17 protein-coding genes and 2 tRNA genes are annotated in these 19,040 nt (G+C 70.8%); 11 read left to right on the forward strand and 8 right to left on the reverse strand.

What is annotated here, in order from left to right; genetic code table 11:
• Positions 1-26: 26 nt before the first annotated feature.
• The 7 genes from ACT3TZ_RS12260 to rpmH form a co-directional block, all read right to left on the reverse strand.
• Positions 27-944, reverse strand: a complete 918-nt coding sequence (locus tag ACT3TZ_RS12260) for a ParA family protein (RefSeq protein ID WP_444583709.1) — start codon at positions 942-944, stop codon at positions 27-29.
• Positions 925-1,659: a 16S rRNA (guanine(527)-N(7))-methyltransferase RsmG gene (gene rsmG / locus ACT3TZ_RS12265; protein ID WP_444583710.1), complete on the reverse strand. Its 735-nt coding sequence runs from the start codon at positions 1,657-1,659 to the stop codon at positions 925-927. The genes ACT3TZ_RS12260 and rsmG overlap by 20 nt, the downstream gene beginning before the upstream one ends.
• A 7-nt stretch (positions 1,660-1,666) precedes the next feature.
• Positions 1,667-2,347, reverse strand: coding sequence for a Jag family protein (locus tag ACT3TZ_RS12270; protein ID WP_444583711.1), 681 nt, complete (start codon positions 2,345-2,347; stop codon positions 1,667-1,669).
• Positions 2,348-2,417: 70 nt separating this feature from the next.
• Positions 2,418-3,512, reverse strand: coding sequence for a membrane protein insertase YidC (yidC, locus tag ACT3TZ_RS12275; protein ID WP_444583712.1), 1,095 nt, complete (start codon positions 3,510-3,512; stop codon positions 2,418-2,420).
• A gap of 78 nt (positions 3,513-3,590) precedes the next feature.
• Complete coding sequence (yidD, locus tag ACT3TZ_RS12280) at positions 3,591-3,992, reverse strand: membrane protein insertion efficiency factor YidD (protein ID WP_444583713.1); 402 nt, start codon at positions 3,990-3,992, stop codon at positions 3,591-3,593.
• On the reverse strand, positions 3,989-4,468 hold the full coding sequence (gene rnpA / locus ACT3TZ_RS12285; protein ID WP_444583714.1) for a ribonuclease P protein component: 480 nt from the start codon (positions 4,466-4,468) through the stop codon (positions 3,989-3,991). Before rnpA ends, yidD begins: the two co-directional genes overlap by 4 nt.
• Before the next feature lie 39 nt (positions 4,469-4,507).
• Complete coding sequence (rpmH, locus tag ACT3TZ_RS12290) at positions 4,508-4,645, reverse strand: 50S ribosomal protein L34 (protein WP_444583715.1); 138 nt, start codon at positions 4,643-4,645, stop codon at positions 4,508-4,510.
• Between the two features lie 335 nt (positions 4,646-4,980).
• Here rpmH and dnaA point away from each other — a divergent pair, with 335 nt between their 5' ends.
• The 11 genes from dnaA (at position 4,981) to ACT3TZ_RS12345 (ending at position 18,145) form a co-directional block, all read left to right on the forward strand.
• Entirely contained in the window at positions 4,981-6,609 is a 1,629-nt protein-coding gene (gene dnaA / locus ACT3TZ_RS12295) for a chromosomal replication initiator protein DnaA (RefSeq protein WP_444583716.1), read from the forward strand.
• A 599-nt stretch (positions 6,610-7,208) separates the two neighbouring features.
• Entirely contained in the window at positions 7,209-8,333 is a 1,125-nt protein-coding gene (gene dnaN, locus ACT3TZ_RS12300) for a DNA polymerase III subunit beta (protein WP_444583717.1), read from the forward strand.
• Between the two features lie 13 nt (positions 8,334-8,346).
• Entirely contained in the window at positions 8,347-9,633 is a 1,287-nt protein-coding gene (gene recF, locus ACT3TZ_RS12305) for a DNA replication/repair protein RecF (protein WP_444583718.1), read from the forward strand.
• An 80-nt stretch (positions 9,634-9,713) separates the two neighbouring features.
• Positions 9,714-10,343: a DciA family protein gene (locus ACT3TZ_RS12310; RefSeq protein WP_444583719.1), complete on the forward strand. Its 630-nt coding sequence runs from the start codon at positions 9,714-9,716 to the stop codon at positions 10,341-10,343.
• A gap of 358 nt (positions 10,344-10,701) precedes the next feature.
• Positions 10,702-12,834, forward strand: a complete 2,133-nt coding sequence (gene gyrB, locus ACT3TZ_RS12315) for a DNA topoisomerase (ATP-hydrolyzing) subunit B (RefSeq protein ID WP_444583726.1) — start codon at positions 10,702-10,704, stop codon at positions 12,832-12,834.
• Positions 12,835-12,927: 93 nt separating this feature from the next.
• Entirely contained in the window at positions 12,928-15,699 is a 2,772-nt protein-coding gene (gyrA, locus tag ACT3TZ_RS12320; RefSeq protein WP_444583720.1) for a DNA gyrase subunit A, read from the forward strand.
• A gap of 3 nt (positions 15,700-15,702) precedes the next feature.
• Positions 15,703-16,329 carry a DUF3566 domain-containing protein gene (locus ACT3TZ_RS12325; RefSeq protein ID WP_444583721.1) on the forward strand — a complete coding sequence of 209 codons (627 nt, stop codon included), beginning with the start codon at positions 15,703-15,705 and terminating at the stop codon, positions 16,327-16,329.
• Between the two features lie 241 nt (positions 16,330-16,570).
• On the forward strand, positions 16,571-17,626 hold the full coding sequence (locus ACT3TZ_RS12330) for a hypothetical protein (RefSeq protein ID WP_444583722.1): 1,056 nt from the start codon (positions 16,571-16,573) through the stop codon (positions 17,624-17,626).
• A gap of 129 nt (positions 17,627-17,755) precedes the next feature.
• A tRNA-Ile gene (locus ACT3TZ_RS12335) sits at positions 17,756-17,829 on the forward strand.
• A 22-nt stretch (positions 17,830-17,851) separates the two neighbouring features.
• Positions 17,852-18,031: a DLW-39 family protein gene (locus ACT3TZ_RS12340; protein WP_444583723.1), complete on the forward strand. Its 180-nt coding sequence runs from the start codon at positions 17,852-17,854 to the stop codon at positions 18,029-18,031.
• Between the two features lie 41 nt (positions 18,032-18,072).
• Positions 18,073-18,145 (forward strand) — tRNA-Ala (locus tag ACT3TZ_RS12345).
• A 158-nt stretch (positions 18,146-18,303) separates the two neighbouring features.
• On the opposite strand, the gene ACT3TZ_RS12350 is transcribed toward ACT3TZ_RS12345, so the two are convergent.
• Positions 18,304-19,040, reverse strand: a 737-nt coding sequence (locus ACT3TZ_RS12350; protein ID WP_444583724.1) for an SDR family oxidoreductase, incomplete at its 5' end; no start/stop codon positions are given.

Consider the following 19,040-nt stretch of genomic DNA (forward strand, 5'->3'; position numbering starts at 1 on the left):
TTCAGAGGGGTCGAGTACTGCGTCCGTCAGGGTGCCGGGCGCTCGCTGAGCTCGAAGGCGGCCGCACGATACGCCAGCGCCCCGGAGCTCGTCGGGTCGTACGAGAGTACCGTCTGGCCGTAGCTGGGAGCCTCGGAGATGCGCACCGACCGCGGGATGGTGGTGGCCAGGGTCTGCTCGGGGAAGTGCTCACGCACATCGTCCGCGACCTGCGACGCCAGGCGGGTGCGGCCGTCGTACATGGTCAGCAGGATCGTCGAGACCACCAGCTCGGGGTTCAGGTGCGCCCGCAGCAGGTCGATGTTCTTCAGCAGCAGCGACAGGCCCTCGAGCGCGTAGTACTCGCACTGGATGGGGATGAGCACCTCGCGCGCCGCGACGAGCGCGTTGACGGTCAGCAGTCCGAGCGAGGGCGGGCAGTCGACGAGCACGTAGTCCAGGCGGTCCAGGCCTTCGGCCTCCCGGGCCTCGAGGTACTCGCGGATCGCGTTGCGGAGGCGGTTCTCGCGGGCGACCATCGCCACCAGCTCGATCTCCGCGCCCGACAGGTCGATGGTCGCGGGGGCGCAGTGGAGGTTCTCGATGTCCGGGCAGTCCTGGACCACGTCGGCGATCGGCGTCGAGTCCACGAGCACCTCGTACATGCTCGGGACCTCGCTGTGGTGGTCGATGCCCAGTGCCGTGGACGCATTGCCCTGGGGATCGACGTCGATCACCAGCACGCTCAGCCCGCCCTGGGCCAGCGCCGCCGCGAGGTTGACGGTGGTCGAGGTCTTGCCGACCCCGCCCTTCTGGTTGGCGATCGTCAGCACACGGGTGTCGCTCGGCCGCTCGAAGCGGCGTCCCTCGAGCTCGCGCCGGCGGGCGTGGTCCTGGGTGAGGGCCCGCATGATGGGGCTGTCCTCGAGGCCGCCGCCGGATGCTTCATCGGGACGTCCTGCCATGGCGGGCTCCTCTCGTCCGGGATGTCGTGCGGTCCTTCGCGGACCGGGGGGCGCGCTCGGGGGTCCGGGCCGTGGCACGGACCCTGACCACTGTAGTGGGAACCTCGACCTCGCCCTGGCCGACGACGATCACCTCGGGATCCACGCCCCCGAGGCGCTCGAGCGCCGGGGTCGCGGCGGTGATCTCCTCGGCCGCCGAGCTGCCCTTCATCGCCAGCAGGTACCCGCCGGGCGTCACGAGCGGCAGCGTCCACCGGGCCAGCTTGTCGAGCGCGGCGACGGCGCGCGCCGTCACGGCGTCGAAGCTCCGCAGACCCTGGAGATCCTCGGCCCGCGAGCGCACCACCTCGAGACCGAGGTCCAGCTCCTGCTCGACCTCCTCGAGCCAGGTCGCGCGCCGCAGCATCGTCTCGACCAGGGTGACCCGCAGGTCCGGACGGGCGATCGCGATGACCACACCGGGCAGCCCCGCACCCGAGCCGATGTCGGCCAGGGTGACCGTGCCCGCGGGGATCGCCTCGACGAGCAGCGCGCAGTTCAGCACGTGCCGCTCCCACAGCCGGTCCACCTCGCGCGGGCCGATGAGCCCGCGCTCGACACCCTGGTCCGCGAGCAGCGCGGCGAACCGCTCCGCGAGCTCGAGACGATCGCCGAACAGACGCTCGGCGAGCGGCCGCAGCGCCTCGGGGACGCCGGGGACGGGCTGGACGGTCACGACGGGGTCAGGACGCCGGGTAGATGACGACGTGCCGGTCCTTGCCGTCACCATCGGACTCCGAGCGGAGCCCGGCGGCCTTGGCGACGTCGTGGACGACCTTGCGCTCGAAGGGGTTCATGGGGCGCAGCGGCACGGGGCCGCCCTCGGTCCGAGCCTGCTCGATCGCGGACTCCGCGAGCTGCTGCAGCTCGGTGCGGTTCTTCGCGCGGAAGCCCCCGACGTCCAGCATGAGGCGCGAGCGGTTCCCGGTGCGGGTCTGCACAGCCAGGCGCGCGAGCTCCTGCAGCGCGTCCATGAGTTCGCCCTTGGGCTCGTTGAGACGGTTCAGGCCCTCGGCGCCGCGGATCTCCACGGATGCACGGTCCCCGTCGACGTCGATGTCGATGTCCCCGTCGAGGTCGGCGATGTCCAGGAGCTCCTCGAGGTAGTCGGCGGCGATGTCGCCCTCCTCCTCGAGGGCCTTCAGCCGCTCCTCGGCGGAGACCTGCGGGCGGGGCTCCTCGTCGGTGTCGGCGCCCTCGGCGGGATCTGCCGGCGGCGCCGCCTCCTCGTCCGACGGTGCGGCCTCGATGCCGTCGGCGATCTCCACGGTCTCAGCCGTCTCGGCGGTCGCCGCAACGGCCTGCGGGGTGGTGTCCTCGGAACCGGGGGCGCCGGTCTCCTCGGGGGCGGTGGTGTCGTTCATCTGATCCTCCAGGGATGCGGGAGCGGGCCCGCCGGCGGCAGGTGGTGGTGCCGGCGGGACGAGGGGGTTCTCAGGAGCCGGAGCTCTTGCGCCTGTCCTTCTTCTTGCGCTGGGCGCGCGTGACGCCGGGGACCTCGCCCGCGGCCTCCTGGGCGGTGCGGCGCTCGGCCTGGGCCTGGGCGCGGGCCTCGCGCGCGGCCTTCAGGCGGTCCTCGTCGGAGAGCTTCCTACCGCCCTTGTTGGCCTTGGGCTGGACGCGGATCGTCTGCTCCTCGACGGGCACAGGCTTCTTCTTGGGGGTGAAGTCGATGGGCTCGAGGCCCTTGCGCTCGCGCTTGAGGTTGATGCGCTCCTGGCGCTTCTTCTCCGCGGCCGATCCCGGCGTGGGCGAGTTGCGGATGATGATCCACTGCTGGCCGAGGTTCCACGTGTTGGTGGTGAGCCAGTAGATGAGCACGCCGAGCGGCATGCCGGGCCCCGAGATCACGTAGATGAACGGGAGCATGTACAGCATCATCTTCTGCGTGTTCGCCATCGGGCCCTCGAGGGCCGACGGCGGCAGGTTCCGCATCGTCAGCTCCTTCTGGGTCACGAAGGTCACGACGATCATGAGGGCGATCACGACGCCGGCCACGATCTTGGCCTCGAGGCCGCCGGGCCCGTTGAGGAAGCTGCTGGAGACGGTGGTGTGGCCGAACAGGGTCGAGCCCTTCATGCTGCGCGCGAGCTCCACGGTGAGCGGACCGAAGGCGGTCCCGGCGGCGGCGTCGTTGACCTTGTAGAACAGCACCCGGAACAGGGCGAAGAAGATCGGCATCTGCAGCAGGATCGGCAGGCAGGAGGAGAAGGGGTTGGCCCCGCCGTCCTTGTAGACGGCCATGGTCTCCTGGGCCAGCTTCTGCCGGGACTCCTGGTCCGTCTTGCCCTTGTACTTCTTCTGGATCGCCTGGAGCTCCGGGGCCACGAGCTGCATCGCCCGCGAGGCTCGGATCTGCCGCACGAACAGCGGGATCAGCACGATGCGGATGACGACGGTCAGCCCGACGATCGACAGGGTCCAGGTCCACCCCGAGTGGGGGTCCATGACGGTCGACAGCAGGGCATGGAACTGCACCATGATCCACGCGACCGCGTACTCGATGTAATACAGGGGGTTCAGGGTCATCGGCCTGGTCTTCCTGTCGTCGGTAGGCGCATGACGGTCATGCGATGTGACGACTCAGCGGCGGGGTCTCGGACAAGACTAGAGGTTCGGACGGTCGGGACCGCCCTGGGCGTGACGGACCGCGCGATCCCTCGCGTCCGGGGGTGATCCCGAGGGTGTGCCCGCGCGCGGATTCCTCCACATGCCGGGGGCGGGCACGGGGTCCACCCCTCCGCGCGAGACGGGGTTGCAGCGGCAGATCCGGCCCAGCGCGAGCAGCCCGCCCTTGACCGCCCCGTGGGTGCCCAGCGCATCCAGGGCGTACTGGGAGCACACGGGGTAGTAGCGGCACGCGGGCGGCGTGTACGGCGAGATCCCCACCTGGTAGGCACGGATCGGGAGGGTCAGCAGCAGCCGTGGGAGCCGCACCAGGCGGCCGGCCGGCGTGGCGCGGCGGGCGGCGGATGTCGACGACGGCGCCGCGGAGAGGGGCGCGCTCATCGGTCCACCGTCGCGGCCACGGCAGGTGACCTCCCGCCTGCGGAGGACGATGCCCGGTCCGCGGGCGAGGACGCCGCGTCGGCAGACGTGGCTGCCCGGCCGGCGGACGGCCCCGTCCGCGCGCCACGGGCGGCGAGCTTGCCCGCCGCAGAGGTCAGGGCGCCGTCGACCTCCGCGCTGAGGTCGGCGAACACCGCGTCGTCGATGCCGGGCAGGGCGCGCAGGACCACCGTGGAACCCGCGGGCAGCAGGTCCAGCCGCGGCCGCACGATCTCCCGGAGCCGGCGGGTCACCCGGTGGCGGACCACCGAGTTGCCCACGGCCTTGGACACGACGAATCCCACGCGGGGCCCCTCGGGACTCCCCGGGAGGAGAGCGAGGTGGACGACCACGTGGGATCGTGCGCTGCGGACACCCTTGCGGGAGGTCGCGCGGAAGTCGTCACCGGAGCTGATCCGGTGCCGTGACCAGGTCACGGACGACCGTCGGGACGCGGAGGCCGACGGTGCGCGGACTCAGGCCGACAGCTCGTTGCGGCCGCGGGCGCGACGGGCGTTGATGATGGCGCGACCGGCGCGGGTGCTCATCCGGGCGCGGAAGCCGTGCTTGCGGGCGCGGCGACGGTTGTTCGGCTGGAAGGTGCGCTTGCTCATGACTACTCCTCGGTGGTGCGCACGGGCCGGTCGGCTCGTGCTCGCGGTGGCGGGCGGCTCGCCGCGGCGGCGACGACTCCGGGCGCGCTCGGGGCGCAGCTGCACAAGGAGCCACCACGTGCACACGCAGCGGGGACTGGACGAGTCTAGGGGCGGCCCCAGCGCGGGTCAACGACGACCCCGCAGGTCACCGCGAGTGTGGCGGGATTCTCACGCCCGCACGGCCCCCGACCGGCCGCCGCCGCGACACGGCGGCATCGCTGTGGATCCGTGGACCGTCTACCGCACAGAATGTGGAAAACTATCGGGACATCCCCTCGACCCCGGAGAGATCCATGGACGACCACGAGCTCGACGTCGACGCCACCTGGGACGAGACGCTCCGCATCCTGCGCCGCGACGACACCGTCTCCGAGCGCGTCATGGCGTTCCTGACCCTGTCCCGCCTGATGGCCGTCGTCACGGACACCGCGCTGGTCGCAGCCCCCTCGGCCTGGGCCAAGGACGTGTTCGAGCAGCGGATCGCCGGGGCTCTGCGCGAGGCGATCTCGGAGGCCACCGGCCGCGACACCCGCTTCGCCGTGACGATCGACGAGTCCCTGCTGTCCCTCGACAACGGGGACGACACCCCGCCGGCGAACGCTGGGTCCCCACGTGTGGACAGGACTGTGGAGAACACGGCCCCGGCGTCCCCGACCGCGACGCCGGGAGCATCGGACCTGCTGCCGCCGCCGCGCACCGGACACTCCGTGACCCAGCCCACGGAGGGGCCGGCCGGCATCGGGTCCGGGGGCAGCCACACGATCGCCGGCTCCCCCGCGGAGCCCTTCCCCTCGGGTGAGGCGGGCGTCGGGCCCACGGGTTCCGCGCACCTGGCTCCGCCGGAGGACGACGGCTCGACCCTGGGCTCCGATTCGCGGCTGAACGCCAAGTACACCTTCGACACCTTCGTCATCGGCTCCTCGAACCGCTTCGCGCAGGCCGCGGCCTCGGCGGTCGCCGAGGCCCCCGCCAAGGCCTACAACCCGCTGTTCATCTACGGCCAGTCGGGGCTGGGCAAGACCCACCTGCTGCACGCCGTGGGCTTCTACGCCCAGTCGCTGTACCCGGGCATCGAGGTGCGGTACGTGAACTCCGAGGAGTTCACCAACGACTTCATCAACTCCGTGCAGTCCGGCCAGTTCGGCAAGGCGCAGGAGTTCCATCGTCGCTACCGGGACATCGACATCCTCCTCATTGACGACATCCAGTTCCTCCAGCGGGCCCCGGAGACGATGGAGGCCTTCTTCCACACGTTCAACACGCTGCACAACGCCGACAAGCAGATCGTCATCACCTCAGACCTGCCGCCCAAGCAGCTCGGCGGCTTCGAGGACCGCATGCGATCCCGCTTCGAGATGGGGCTCATGGTGGACGTGCAGCCGCCGGACCTCGAGACCCGCATCGCGATCCTGCGCAAGAAGGTCCAGATGGAGGGCACCCAGGACGTCCCGCACGACGTCCTGGAGTACATCGCCTCCCGCATCTCGACCAACATCCGCGAGCTCGAGGGCGCCCTGATCCGGGTGCAGGCGCTGCACTCGCTGTCGCGTCAGCCCATGGACGTGTCGCTGGCCGAGAGCGTGCTCAAGGACCTCCTGGCCCACGACGACGGAGCGGAGATCACGGCGACGACGATCATCGCCCAGACCGCCTCGTACTTCGGGCTCACGGTCGAGCAGATCACCGGCGGCGCCCGCACCCGGGTGCTGGTCACGGCGCGTCAGATCGCCATGTACCTCTGCCGTGAGCTCACCGACATGCCGCTGATCCGGATCGGCGAGGAGTTCGGGGGACGGGACCACACCACGGTCATGCACGCCAACAAGAAGATCTCCGAGCTCATGAAGGAGCGCCGGGCCATCTTCAACCAGGTCACCGAGCTCACGGCGCGGATCAAGAACAGCTCCTCGATGCAGACCTGAGCCCGGGCGAGGCACGGCTCCGTTTTGTCCGTTTTCCACAACGAGGGGCCGGTCAGGCGTCATCTGTCCCCAGTGTGAACAAAACTGTGGACAATGTTGAGTCGACCCATGGATCCCGGATGACGGATGTGGAAACCCAGGATGGACACCTGTCCTCGATCCGGGAAGGACTCCACAGTACGCGCACACGATCCTGCAGCTCATGCACCGTTCGTGCACGGGGGTGGTTCCGGGAGTGACCTGCGAGAACGACAGGAATCCCCAGGATCCACAGCCGTGAAGAAGAGGAATCTGTAGTTCTGGTGCGACGGGGATGTGGATGGGGGCGTCGTCCGAGCACCGCACGGAGCCCGGTCGAGAAGAAGCCAGGACGATGGAGGTCCACGGATCCCGCTGTCGGCCCACCTCGCGCGAGGGTTCCTCCCCGGGGACGACGGTGCGCTGCGGGTCAAGCATCGGATTCGGCGTGTCGCGATTCCGCGGGCTAGTCTGAGCATCCGCGTGACCCGGCACCCCCGAGGGGTGGACCACCTGGGACCGCATCCGCTCGCGTGAACCGCCCACCCCGGGCACCTGATCCTGATGAAGGAGTGGCAACGGTGAAGTTCCACCTCGATCGCGGCGTCCTGGCGGACGCCGTCTCCTGGGCCACCCGCACCCTCCCCGCGCGACCGGCCATGCCGATCCTGCAGGGCGTCCGCATCGTCGCCGAGGCCAGCGGCGAGCTGGTCCTGTCGACCTTCGACTACGAGGTCAGCGCGCAGATCACCCTCGCGGCCTCGGTCGACGCCCCCGGCGAGGTGCTGGTGCAGGGCCGCATGCTCTCCGACATCGTCCGCGCCCTGCCCAACAAGGACGTCTCGGTCTCCCTCGAGGGCACGAAGCTCCAGGTCCGCTGCGGGAGCGCCCGGTTCGCGCTCGCGACGCTCCCCGTCGAGGAGTACCCGCAGCTCCCCTCGATGCCGCCCGTCGCCGGCGGCGTCGACGCCCACACCCTCGCCGAGGCGATCGGCCAGGTCACCGTCGCGGCGTCCAAGGACGACACCCTCCCGCTGCTGACCGGCGTGCGCGTCGAGATCGAGGGCGAGAAGGTCACCCTCATGGCGACCGATCGCTACCGTCTCGCGCTGCGCGAGCTCACCTGGCGCCCCGCGGACCCCTCGGCCTCGCTCACCGCCCTCGTCCGCGGCCGCACGCTGCAGGAGGTGGCCCGCTCGCTCGCGACCGGATCCGACGTCGACATCGCCCTGACCGGCGACGGGACCGCCAACCTCATCGGCTTCGAGTCCGGAGGCCGCCGCACCACCTCGACCCTCGTCGACGGCGACTACCCGCCGGTGCGACGCCTGTTCCCCGACGTCGCGGCCATCACCGCCGTCGTCGCGACCGCCCCCCTCATCGAGGCGGTCAAGCGCGTGTCCCTCGTGGCCGAGCGCAACACCCCGGTCCGCCTGACCTTCACCGAGGGCCAGGTGTCCCTCGAGGCCGGCGCCGGCGACGACGCCCAGGCCTCCGAGGTGCTCGAGGCCCAGCTCGAGGGCGAGGACCTCGTCGTCGGCTACAACTCGGGCTTCCTGCTCGACGGGCTCGGCGCCCTGGGCACCGACTTCGTGCGTCTGAACTTCGTCGATTCGATCAAGCCGTCCGTCCTGAGCGGGCAGGAGAGCCTCGAGGGCACGGCGGACACGTCGTACAAGTACCTCCTGATGCCCATGCGCATGTGAGCGCCGCGATGCCATGCAGCTGACGGCACTGGAGCTCACCGACTACCGCTCCTACCCCCGACTCTCGCTGGCCTTCGAGCCCGGCGTGACGGTCCTCGTGGGCCCCAACGGCCAGGGCAAGACCAACATCGTCGAGTCGATCTGGTACCTCGCGACGCTGTCGAGCCATCGGGTGCCCCACGACGCGGCGCTCGTGGCGCGCGGCGAGGAGACCGCCGTCGTCCGCGCCTCGTTCGTCCGCGCGGGGCGTCCCCTGCAGGTGGACCTGCAGATCACCCCGGGACGCTCGAACACCGCGCGGGTCCAGGGCGCTGCCGTGCACCGGCTGCGGGACGTCCTCGGCGAGGTGCGCGCGGTGCTGTTCGCCCCGGAGGACCTCTCTCTGGTCAAGGGGGATCCCGACGGCCGTCGCCGCTTCCTCGACGAGCTCCTGTTCGAGATCGCGCCCCGCTTCGCCGGCGTCAAGGCCGACTACGACCGCGTGCTCAAACAGCGCTCCCACCTGCTCAAGCAGATGCGGTCGATGCGTCGCGGCGGCAGCGGACGCAGCGTCGGTGGCCTGGACCCCGCCGAGGCCGCCGAGTCCACGCTCTCCGTGTGGGACGCGCAGCTGGCCCGTGCCGGCGCCGACCTCACCCGCGCGCGCCTGCACCTGGTCAACCGCCTGCGCCCGCACCTGGGGTACTCCTACCTGCGCGTGGCCAGCGACGCCGGCGCCGAGACCGCCCTGGACCTCCCCCCGGAGGACCGCGGCGGCATCGACTCCCCGGCCGGGATCGCTTACCGCGGCGCCGTGGTCGATGCCCTGGGGACCCCGCCCGGCGAGCTGCCGAGCCTGGTGGCGCTGCACGACGGGATCCTCGCCGAGCTCGAGGCCCGGCGGGACGATGAGATCGACCGCGGCGTGACCCTGGTGGGACCCCACCGCGACGACCTCGAGATCATCCTCGCGGACTTCCCCGCCAAGGGCTATGCGAGCCATGGGGAATCCTGGTCGCTGGCCCTCGCGCTGCGCCTGGGCAGCTACGACCTGCTGCGTCTGGAGGAGGGGGACCTCGGCGACGGCGAGCCGATCCTGATCCTGGACGACGTGTTCTCCGAACTCGACCAGTCCCGGCGTGAGCGCCTCGGGCGGATCATCGGCGGCGCCCGGCAGGTGCTCATCACCACGGCCAACGACTCCGACATCCCCGACTCCCTCGACGGCGAGATCCACGTGGTCGACGTGGTGCGGGGCGCGGCGACGGTGCGCGCGGGAGGCTTCGCGCGCGGCGTGCCCGGTGCGGGCGGTTCGTGGTGAACGGCACGCCGTACCGGGCACCGAACCCCTATGACCTCTCGACCTGGGACCGGGACCGGCGGCCGGGTGCAGGTGGTGGAGTGGGCGACGCGGCGGGCCCCGGGTCACCTGCTGCGGGAGACGAGGATCCGGCCCCGGACAGCGGCCCCGAGCCTCTCGACGACGCGGCGTTCGACCCGCCCGAGGTGCCGCGCGACCTCGTCGACCCGTTCGAGCTGGCCCGTCGCACCCTGAACCAGTCGCGGGCCGCCGCCCGGGACCGCGGGCTGTTCCCCATCTCGGCCCGCACGCAGATGCGCGAGGCCCGCGACCGCTCGGCCTCGGCCCCCGGCTACTCCGGAGCCCGGCCCGACCCCCGCGACCCCCAGGGCATCCAGGCCGTGCTGCGGCGCGTGCTGGGCAATCTCGGCTGGGACGAGGGCGTCAGCTCGGGCCGTGTCCTGGAGGAATGGGACGTGATCGTGGGCGAGCAGCTCGCGGCGCACTGCCATCCCATCTCGCTCGACGCCGGGGTGCTCGTGGTCAGCGCCTCCTCCTCGGCCTGGGCCTCGCAGCTGCGCACGATCTCCCCGCAGCTCATCACCCGGATCCACGAGCACGTGGGCGCGAGCGTCATCAGCGAGCTCACCGTCACCGGTCCGGCCGCGCGGTCCTGGAAGCGGGGCCGGCGCACCGTGCAGTGGCGCGGGCCGCGGGACACCTACGGCTGAGGCACGACGGGCAGGGATCCGGCAGAGAGCCTGAGGGACTGAGGGCCCGGGGAGCCGAGCATCTGACGCGCCACGGCTCGCCGGATCGCACGATCCCTGGACGGCCTCGTGCCGCGTCAGGGACCCGGGGACCATACCCGCCCTCATCGGACCCACCTCTGACGGGTTCCAGACGGCCCCGCGGGCCGTTGAGAGGCGTTCTGGGGCGAGAAGTCCCTCCACAACGAGCGTCGGATGGCCCATCGGAGCCCCTGCATCCGGTAGAATCGACAGGTCCGGCTCGCACGCACGGATCGACTCCCCGACGCAGGTCCGGGACGCCGCCCGGGATCGCCCGGTGACGTCCTCCCGGCCCGTGATGGGCGGAGCGCCGTGCGTCCTGCCCACCCCGTCATCCTCTGCCGCGCCCGCGCGGCGGAGGGCCGTGAGAACCCGAGGAGCGGACCCCTTCGTGAGCGAGAACCCCCCCAGCGCCGTCGAGCCCGAGGGCGCGAGCATCCCGGTGCCCGCCCACTACGACGCCTCGGACATCACCGTCCTCGAGGGCCTCGAGGCGGTGCGCAAGCGCCCGGGCATGTACATCGGATCCACCGGTGAGCGCGGACTGCACCACATGGTCCAGGAGATCGTCGACAACTCCGTCGACGAGGCGATGGCCGGCTACGGCGAATCCATCGAGGTCACGCTGCAGGCCGACGGAGGGGTCCGGGTGGTCGACCACGCCCGCGGGATCCCCGTGGCCATGCACCCCACGGAGAACAAGCCGGCCGTCGAGCTGGTGCTCACGGTGCTGCACGCGGGCGGCAAGTTCGGCGGCGGCGGGTACTCCGTCTCCGGCGGCCTGCACGGCGTGGGCTCCTCCGTGGTCAACGCCCTCTCGATCCGCCTCGAGGTGGAGGTGCGCCGCGATGGTTCGGTGTGGCGCCAGGCCTACGTGCGCGGCGTGCCCGAGGGCCCGCTGGTCCAGGGCGAGGACACCGCCGAGACCGGCACCACCATCACCTACTGGGCCGACGACGAGATCTTCGAGTCGGTCGTCTACGACTTCGAGACCCTGCGCAAGCGGTTCCAGCAGATGGCGTTCCTGAACAAGGGGCTGCGCATCACCCTGACCGACGAGCGCCCCACCGAGGCCGTCGAGCCCCTCGACGACGTCCAGGGCTCCGAGAAGGAGAAGGAGGAGGGCCCCCGCACCGTCTCCTACCGCTACGAGCAGGGCCTGAAGGACTACGTCGCCTTCATCAACTCCTCCAAGCGCGCCGAGCTGGTCCACCCCGAGATCATCGACATCGAGGCCGAGGATCCCGAGGCGATGATCTCCGTGGAGATCGCGATGCAGTGGACGGGCGCCTACTCCGAGTCGGTGCACACCTACGCCAACACCATCAACACCCATGAGGGCGGCACCCACGAGGAGGGCTTCCGCTCGGCGCTGACCGGCGTGGTCAACCGCTGGGCCCGCACCCAGGGCGTCATCAAGGAGAAGGACGCGAACCTCACGGGCGAGGACATCCGCGAGGGCCTGACCGCCGTCGTCTCCGTCAAGCTCGGCGAGCCCCAGTTCGAGGGGCAGACCAAGACCAAGCTGGGCAACACCATCGCCCGCACCTTCGTCTCCAAGGTGATGACCGAGCACCTCGGCGCCTGGTTCGAGTCCCACCCGAACGAGGCGCGGGACATCATCCGCAAGGCGCAGTCGGCGGCCGCGGCGCGCGAGGCGGCCCGCAAGGCCCGCGACGCCACCCGCCGCAAGTCGCCGCTGGAGACGGGCGGCATGCCGGGCAAGCTCAAGGACTGCCAGTCCCGCAACCCCGCCGAGTCCGAGGTGTTCATCGTCGAGGGCGACAGCGCCGGCGGCAGCGCCGTCATGGGCCGCGACCCGCGCACCCAGGCGATCCTGCCGATCCGCGGCAAGATCCTCAACGTCGAGAAGGCACGGCTGGACCGGGCGCTGGACAACCAGGAGATCCGCTCGCTCATCACGGCGTTCGGCACCGGGATCGGCGAGGACTTCGACGCCACCAAGCTGAGGTACCACAAGATCATCCTGATGGCCGACGCCGACGTCGACGGCCAGCACATCTGCACCCTGCTGCTGACGCTGCTGTTCCGCTACATGCGCCCGCTCATCGAGCTGGGCCACGTGTTCATCGCGATGCCGCCGCTGTACCGCCTGAAGTGGTCCAACGCGCCCCACGAGTACGTGTACTCCGACTCCGAGCGCGATGCGAACCTCGCCGCCGGCCGCGCCGGCGGCAAGCGGATCCCCAAGGACAACGGGATCCAGCGCTACAAGGGCCTCGGCGAGATGGACTGGAAGGAGCTGCAGAACACGACGATGGACCGCGCCGTGCGCACGCTCAAGCAGGTCACCGTCGACGAGGCCGCCGATGCCGACGCCGTGTTCGCCGTGCTCATGGGAGAGGACGTCGAGTCCCGGCGCCGCTTCATCCAGGAGAACGCCAAGGACGTCCGCTTCCTCGACATCTGATCCCGGCACGGGGCCCGCCGCCCGCGCGGCGGGCACGGCCCCAGCGGCCCCGTGCCCCGTAGATCCGCCTGAACCCGAAAGGCCTGCCCGCGCATGAGCGACACCCCCGAGACCCCCGAGCACGACGCCGAGGGCCACGACCATCTCGAGACGATCGTCGACGCCGTCGACGAGGGCGACAAGCTCACCCACGTCGACCTCAACCAGGAGATGCAGCGCTCCTTCCTCGACTACGCGATGAGCGTGATCGTGGACCGCGCGCTGCCGGAGGTGCGCGACGGCCTCAAGCCCGTGCACCGCCGGATCATCTACGCGATGTACGACGGCGGCTACCGCCCCGAGCGCTCCTTCTCCAAGTGCGCCAAGGTCGTCGGCGACGTCATGGGCAACTACCACCCCCACGGCGACAGCGCGATCTACGACGCCATGGTGCGCCTGGTCCAGCCCTGGTCCATGCGGTACCCGCTGATCCTGGGGCAGGGCAACTTCGGCTCCGCCGGGGACGACGGCGCCGCGGCCTCGCGATACACCGAGTGCAAGATGGCGCCGCTGGCGATGGAGCTCGTGCGCGACATCAACGAGGACACCGTCGACATGCGCGACAACTACGACGGGACCCTCGAGGAGCCCGTCGTGCTGCCCGCGCGCTTCCCGAACCTGCTGGTCAACGGCTCCTCGGGGATCGCCGTGGGCATGGCAACGAACATCCCGCCGCACAACCTGCGCGAGGTCGCCGAGGCCGTGCAGTGGCTGCTGACCAACTACGAGGCCACCAAGGAGGAGCTGCTCGAGGCGTGCATCGCGCGCATCAAGGGCCCCGACTTCCCGACCGGCGCGACGATCCTGGGCCGCCGCGGCATCGAGGACGCCTACCGCACCGGCCGCGGCTCGATCACCCAGCGCGCCGTCGTGAGCACCGAGGAGATCGGCGGACGCCTGTGCCTGGTGGTCACCGAGCTGCCCTACCAGGTCAACCCCGACACCCTGGCCCGCAAGATCGCCGACCAGGTCAAGCTGGGCAAGCTGCAGGGCATCGCCGACATCCGCGACGAGACCTCCGGCCGCACCGGCCAGCGCCTCGTGCTGGTGCTCAAGCGCGACGCCGTGGCCAAGGTCGTCCTCAACAACCTCTACAAGCACACCCAGCTGCAGGAGAACTTCTCCGCCAACATGCTGGCGCTGGTCGGGGACGTGCCGCGCACCCTGTCCGTCGACGTGTTCGTGCGGGAGTGGACCCGGCACCAGATCGACGTCATCGTGCGGCGCACGCGGTTCCGCCTGCGCAAGGCCGAGGAGGCCATCCACGTCTTCCGCGGCTACCTCAAGGCGCTCGACGCGCTCGACGAGGTCATCGCCCTGATCCGCCGCTCCCCGGACGCCGACGAGGCGCGCACGGGCCTCATGGAGCTGCTGGACATCGACCGCACGCAGGCCGATGCGATCCTGGCCCTGCAGCTGCGGCGCCTGGCCGCGCTCGAGCGCCAGAAGATCATGGAGGAGCACGACCGCCTCGAGGCCCTCATCACGGAGTACACGGCGATCCTGGCCTCGGAGTCGCGCCAGCGCGAGATCGTCTCCGAGGAGCTCGCCGAGGTCGTCGCGAAGTACGGCGACGACCGCCGCACCGAGATCGTGCCCTTCGACGGGGACATGTCCATGGAGGACCTCATCCCCGAGGAGGACGTGGTCGTCACCATCACCAAGGGCGGCTACGCCAAGCGCACCCGCACCGACCAGTACCGGGCCCAGAAGCGCGGCGGCAAGGGCGTGCGCGGCGCCTCGCTGCGCACCGACGACGTGGTCGAGCACTTCTTCACCACCACCACCCACCAGTGGCTGCTGTTCTTCACCACCGCCGGGCGGGTGTACCGCGCCAAGGCGTACGAGCTGCCGGAGGCCCCGCGGGACGCCCGCGGCCAGCACGTCGCCAACCTCCTGGCCTTCCAGCCGGACGAGGCGATCGCCTCGGTGCTCGCGATCTCCTCCTACGAGGACGCGGACTACCTGGTGCTCGCCACCCGCCGCGGCCTCGTCAAGAAGACGGCGCTGACCCAGTTCGACTCCAACCGCACCGGCGGGATCATCGCCGTGAACCTGCGCGAGGTCGAGACCGACGAGGGTCCCAAGACCGACGAGCTGGTGGCCGCCCGGGTCATCGACGCCGACGACGAGCTGCTGCTGGTCTCCCGCAACGGCCAGTCCGTGCGCTTCCCGGCGGCCGACGACGTGCTGCGGCCGATGGGCCGCGCCACCAGCGGCGTCACCGGCATGAAGTTCCGTGGGGACGACGAGCTGCTGGCGATGGACGTGGCCCGCCCGGATCACTTCGTGTTCACCGTGACCGACGGCGGCTTCGCCAAGCGGTCCCCGCTCGAGGAGTACCGCGTCCAGGGACGCGGCGGCCTCGGGATCCGCGTCGCCAAGCTGCCGGACGACCGCGGACACCTCGTGGGCGCCGCCGTCGTCGAGGAGACCGACGAGGTCCTCGTCGTCATGGAGCGCGGCAAGGTGGTGCGCTCGAAGGTCTCGGGCGTGCCCGCCAAGGGCCGCGCCACGATGGGCGTGGTCTTCGCCAAGCCCGACAAGAAGGACCGGATCGTGCTCGTGGCGGTCTCCCAGGAGACCGAGGAGGACGTCGAGGAGCTCGCCGAGGCGGCCGCGGACGCCCACGGTGAGGACGCCGGCGCTGTGCCCGTGAGCGCTGCCGGCACGGAGGCCGCCGAGGCGGCGACGTCCGCAGGGCTGGACGCGGATTCCCTGACGGCCGATATGCACGGAGCACCCGACCTCGATGCTCTACCCTCGGAGTCGACCGGTGACCTGCCGGACGTCGACGATCCGACCGTCGAGAGCGATGAGGAGTGATCCGTGGCCCCCAGCAGCAATGACCGCCCGGCGGGCGGCAAGGACCCCGTCGGTGGCGACACCTCGGGTTCCGGAGCCCGTTCCTGGACCAGCGCGAACGGCTCCGTCGCCACGGCGCACGGCAAGTCCTCGAGCCGTACCAGCCGCACCCCCGCCTCGACGGACGATCCGGACCGCACGACCACCATCTCCGCCGGTCCCGCCACGCTCACCGGGACGTCCGAGCCACCGGCCAAGGCGGCCAAGGGCACCCGAGGCGGATCGGGGCGCAGTCCGCGGCGGATCCGGCTGACGCTGGCGCGCCTGGACCCGTTCTCGGTCATGAAGCTGTCGTTCCTGCTGTCCATCGGCATCGGCATCGCGACCGTCGTCGCGGTGGCCCTGCTGTGGAACATCGTCGACTCGATCGGCCTGTGGGACACGATGAACTCGCTGGGCAAGGACCTCACCGGCGGCAGCGAGCTGCCGATCATGGAGTTCTTCACCTTCTCGAAGATGATCAGCTACGCGACCATCGCGGCCGTGGCCAACATCGTCATCATCACCGCGCTGGGGACCCTGTTCGCGTTCCTCTACAACATCGTGGCCGGCCTGCTGGGCGGCCTCAAGATGACCTTCACGGATCAGTGATCCGACGGTCGCCGCGGCGGCCGCGCGAGCACGAGGAGACGCCCCGGGGACACGGTCCCCGGGGCGTCGCCCGTCGTCCGGGGCATCGGAGCGATCCGGGATGTCTCCGGGCAGAACAGCGCGGAGGTCCCTTGCCGACGGTGCTCGCGTCGCCGAGAGTGGGATGGTCGCCCCCCCGGCGACGCGGCTCCGGACGTCCCCCGACGCCCCGCCGGTCCCCAGCACCTGGAGGTCCCCCCGTATGTTCGGTCGTCGTGAGCCCGGAGCCCTGCGGTCCGCACGAGCAGGACGCACGCGACGGCTGATCGGCGGCGCCGCGACCCTCGCCGCGACGATGGGCCTGCTGGTGGCGTGCACGGGCGGCGCCGGGACCGCGCAGGACGGCACGAGCGGAGGTGCCTCCGACGGCGGGACCTCGGGATCGACCGGCACCTCGGCACCCACCGAGGGATCCACGACCGCGAGCGGCGAGGCCACCGGTGCCTCCTCCGCAGCAGGCTCCGAGGGACCGGGCGACGCGACGACCGGCGCCCCGGGCGATGCATCGTCGGCGAGCCCGTCCCCGACCGGGAGCGCTCCCGTGGCGGATCCGACGGCATCGGCCCTGTCCCAGGCGCAGCCGCCCGCGCAGTGGGCCGGGACGGTGCTCGGGGACCCGGGCCGGCCGGAGGGGCGCGACGACGACTTCTACCAGATCGCGGGGATGTTCCACGACGACAACGGCATGGTCATGGGGCGCGACCCGATCACGGCCTCGCAGCTCGAGAACAGCGAGCTCGCCGGCGGCCAGACCGACCTCCAGGGCAACGAGTACAGCCTCGCCGGCTGCGAGGGGTCGACGAAGATCAGTGTGCTGCGGGCCGTCACCTGCACGATGACCAGCCCCACCGCACCGCGCCTGTACGTCTACGTGCGCGCCACGCAGACCGCGTACGGCCATCCCGGGCTGATCTTCCACTTCACCAAGAACCAGTCCGACGGACCGTTCAAGCTGCCCGGCGGCGACCTCGCCGTGGGCGGGGCGATGGGCACCTCGAAGAGGCTGGCGGACGTCACCCCCGACGAGGCCGTCGGGATGATCGACAACGCGGTCCTGACCCAGCACGATCACGAGTGGGACGGGTCCCCGGAGCCCACGAGCACCTGCGAGGTGCGCGACGGCGGGGCCCACCTCATGTGCTCGGTCACGGGGTCGCCCGAGCACGGCGCGGGCGACGGCATCTGGTACGGCACGTACCGCCCCAACAACGACGAGCGTGTGCAGTACCTGTTCACCCGCCTGCCCGCCCAGGGCTGAGGAGCTGAGGGCGCGTGGGTGCTGTGACCTCGCGTACAGCGGGCCGGGCCGGTTGGACGACCGAGCGCGCACGACGGTAGGATCGTGCGTCGGCGGTTGCTCCCGGGAGATCCCGGGTCCACACGTCACGGGCCTATAGCTCAGTCGGTTAGAGCGCTGTCCTGATAAGACAGAGGTCACTGGTTCAAGTCCAGTTAGGCCCACTCCCAGTCAACGGAGGATCTCATGAAGAAGCTCCTGACCTCGATCGTCGTGATCGCGGCATCGACCGTCGCCGGCCTGCTCGTGTGGCGCAAGGTCGAGTCCGACCGCCAGGACGATCTCTGGGCCGAGGCCGATCGCCTCGCCGGTGAGCTGGACGCCCGCGAGGGCGCCGCAGAGCCCACCGAGCGCGTCTCCCGCTGATCGCGGAGATCGCCACCACCGCACGGTGGACAACTGGATACGGGGACTTAGCTCAGTTGGTAGAGCGGTAGCTTTGCAAGCTTCAGGTCAGGGGTTCGACCCCCCTAGTCTCCACGGTTGCAAGACCCCCGACATGTGCGAGCGTGTCGGGGGTCTTCGCGTGGTGGACCTCGTCGCTGAGAACGTCCTGCCGACGCGGGACCAGCGGCCGCCATGGGCGCACGCGAAGTCAGATGTGACGCTGGGGGCCGGTCGTTGAGCAGGCTTTCGGATCAGCCCATCTGATCAGCGGGACGCAGCAAGACCTCGTTGATGGCGAGGTGACGGGGCCTGGCCAGGACGAAGGCGATGATCTCGGCGACGTCCTCGGGCTTGACCGTTGCCACGTCATAGCCCTTCTGCACGGCTTCGCGGGTCGCGTCATCGGTGATGTGGGTGGGCAGCTCGGTGTCGACGACGCCCGGCTCGATGAGCGTCACCCGCACGCCGGGCAGGAGCTCTTGCCGCATCGACTCCGACCAGCCGTTGATGCCCCACTTCGTCGCCGCGTAGACGCCGTTGGTGGCGCGGGCGGTGCGGCCGGCGACGGAGGAGATGTTGATCAGGTCGCCGCCACCGTTCTTCAGCTGGTCCAGGAACACCTCGGTGGCCGTGATGGCGCCGAGCAGGTTCGCTTCGATCATGGTCCGGTAGTCCTCGCGGCGTGCCGGGGAGAACGGTCCGAGGAGCATGACGCCGGCGTTGTTGAGCAGGACGTCGGCTCCGCCGAGCTCGTCCTGGACGCGCTGGGCTGCGGCGACGAGCTGGTCGCGGTCGGTCACGTCAGCGTGGATCGCGATCGAGCCGTTGCCGAGCTCCTGAGCGAGGGCTTCGATGCGGTCGAGTCGGCGCGCCAGCAGCGCGACCTTGTACCCGTCGGCAGCGAGGGCACGTGCGGTCGCGGCACCGATGCCGGAGGATGCGCCGGTGATGACCGCAACGCGGCCAGAGCTCTGGTTTGCACTCATGA

The sequence above is a fragment of the Brachybacterium sp. AOP25-B2-12 genome (assembly GCF_052378625.1).
Taxonomy (GTDB): Bacteria; Actinomycetota; Actinomycetes; order Actinomycetales; family Dermabacteraceae; genus Brachybacterium.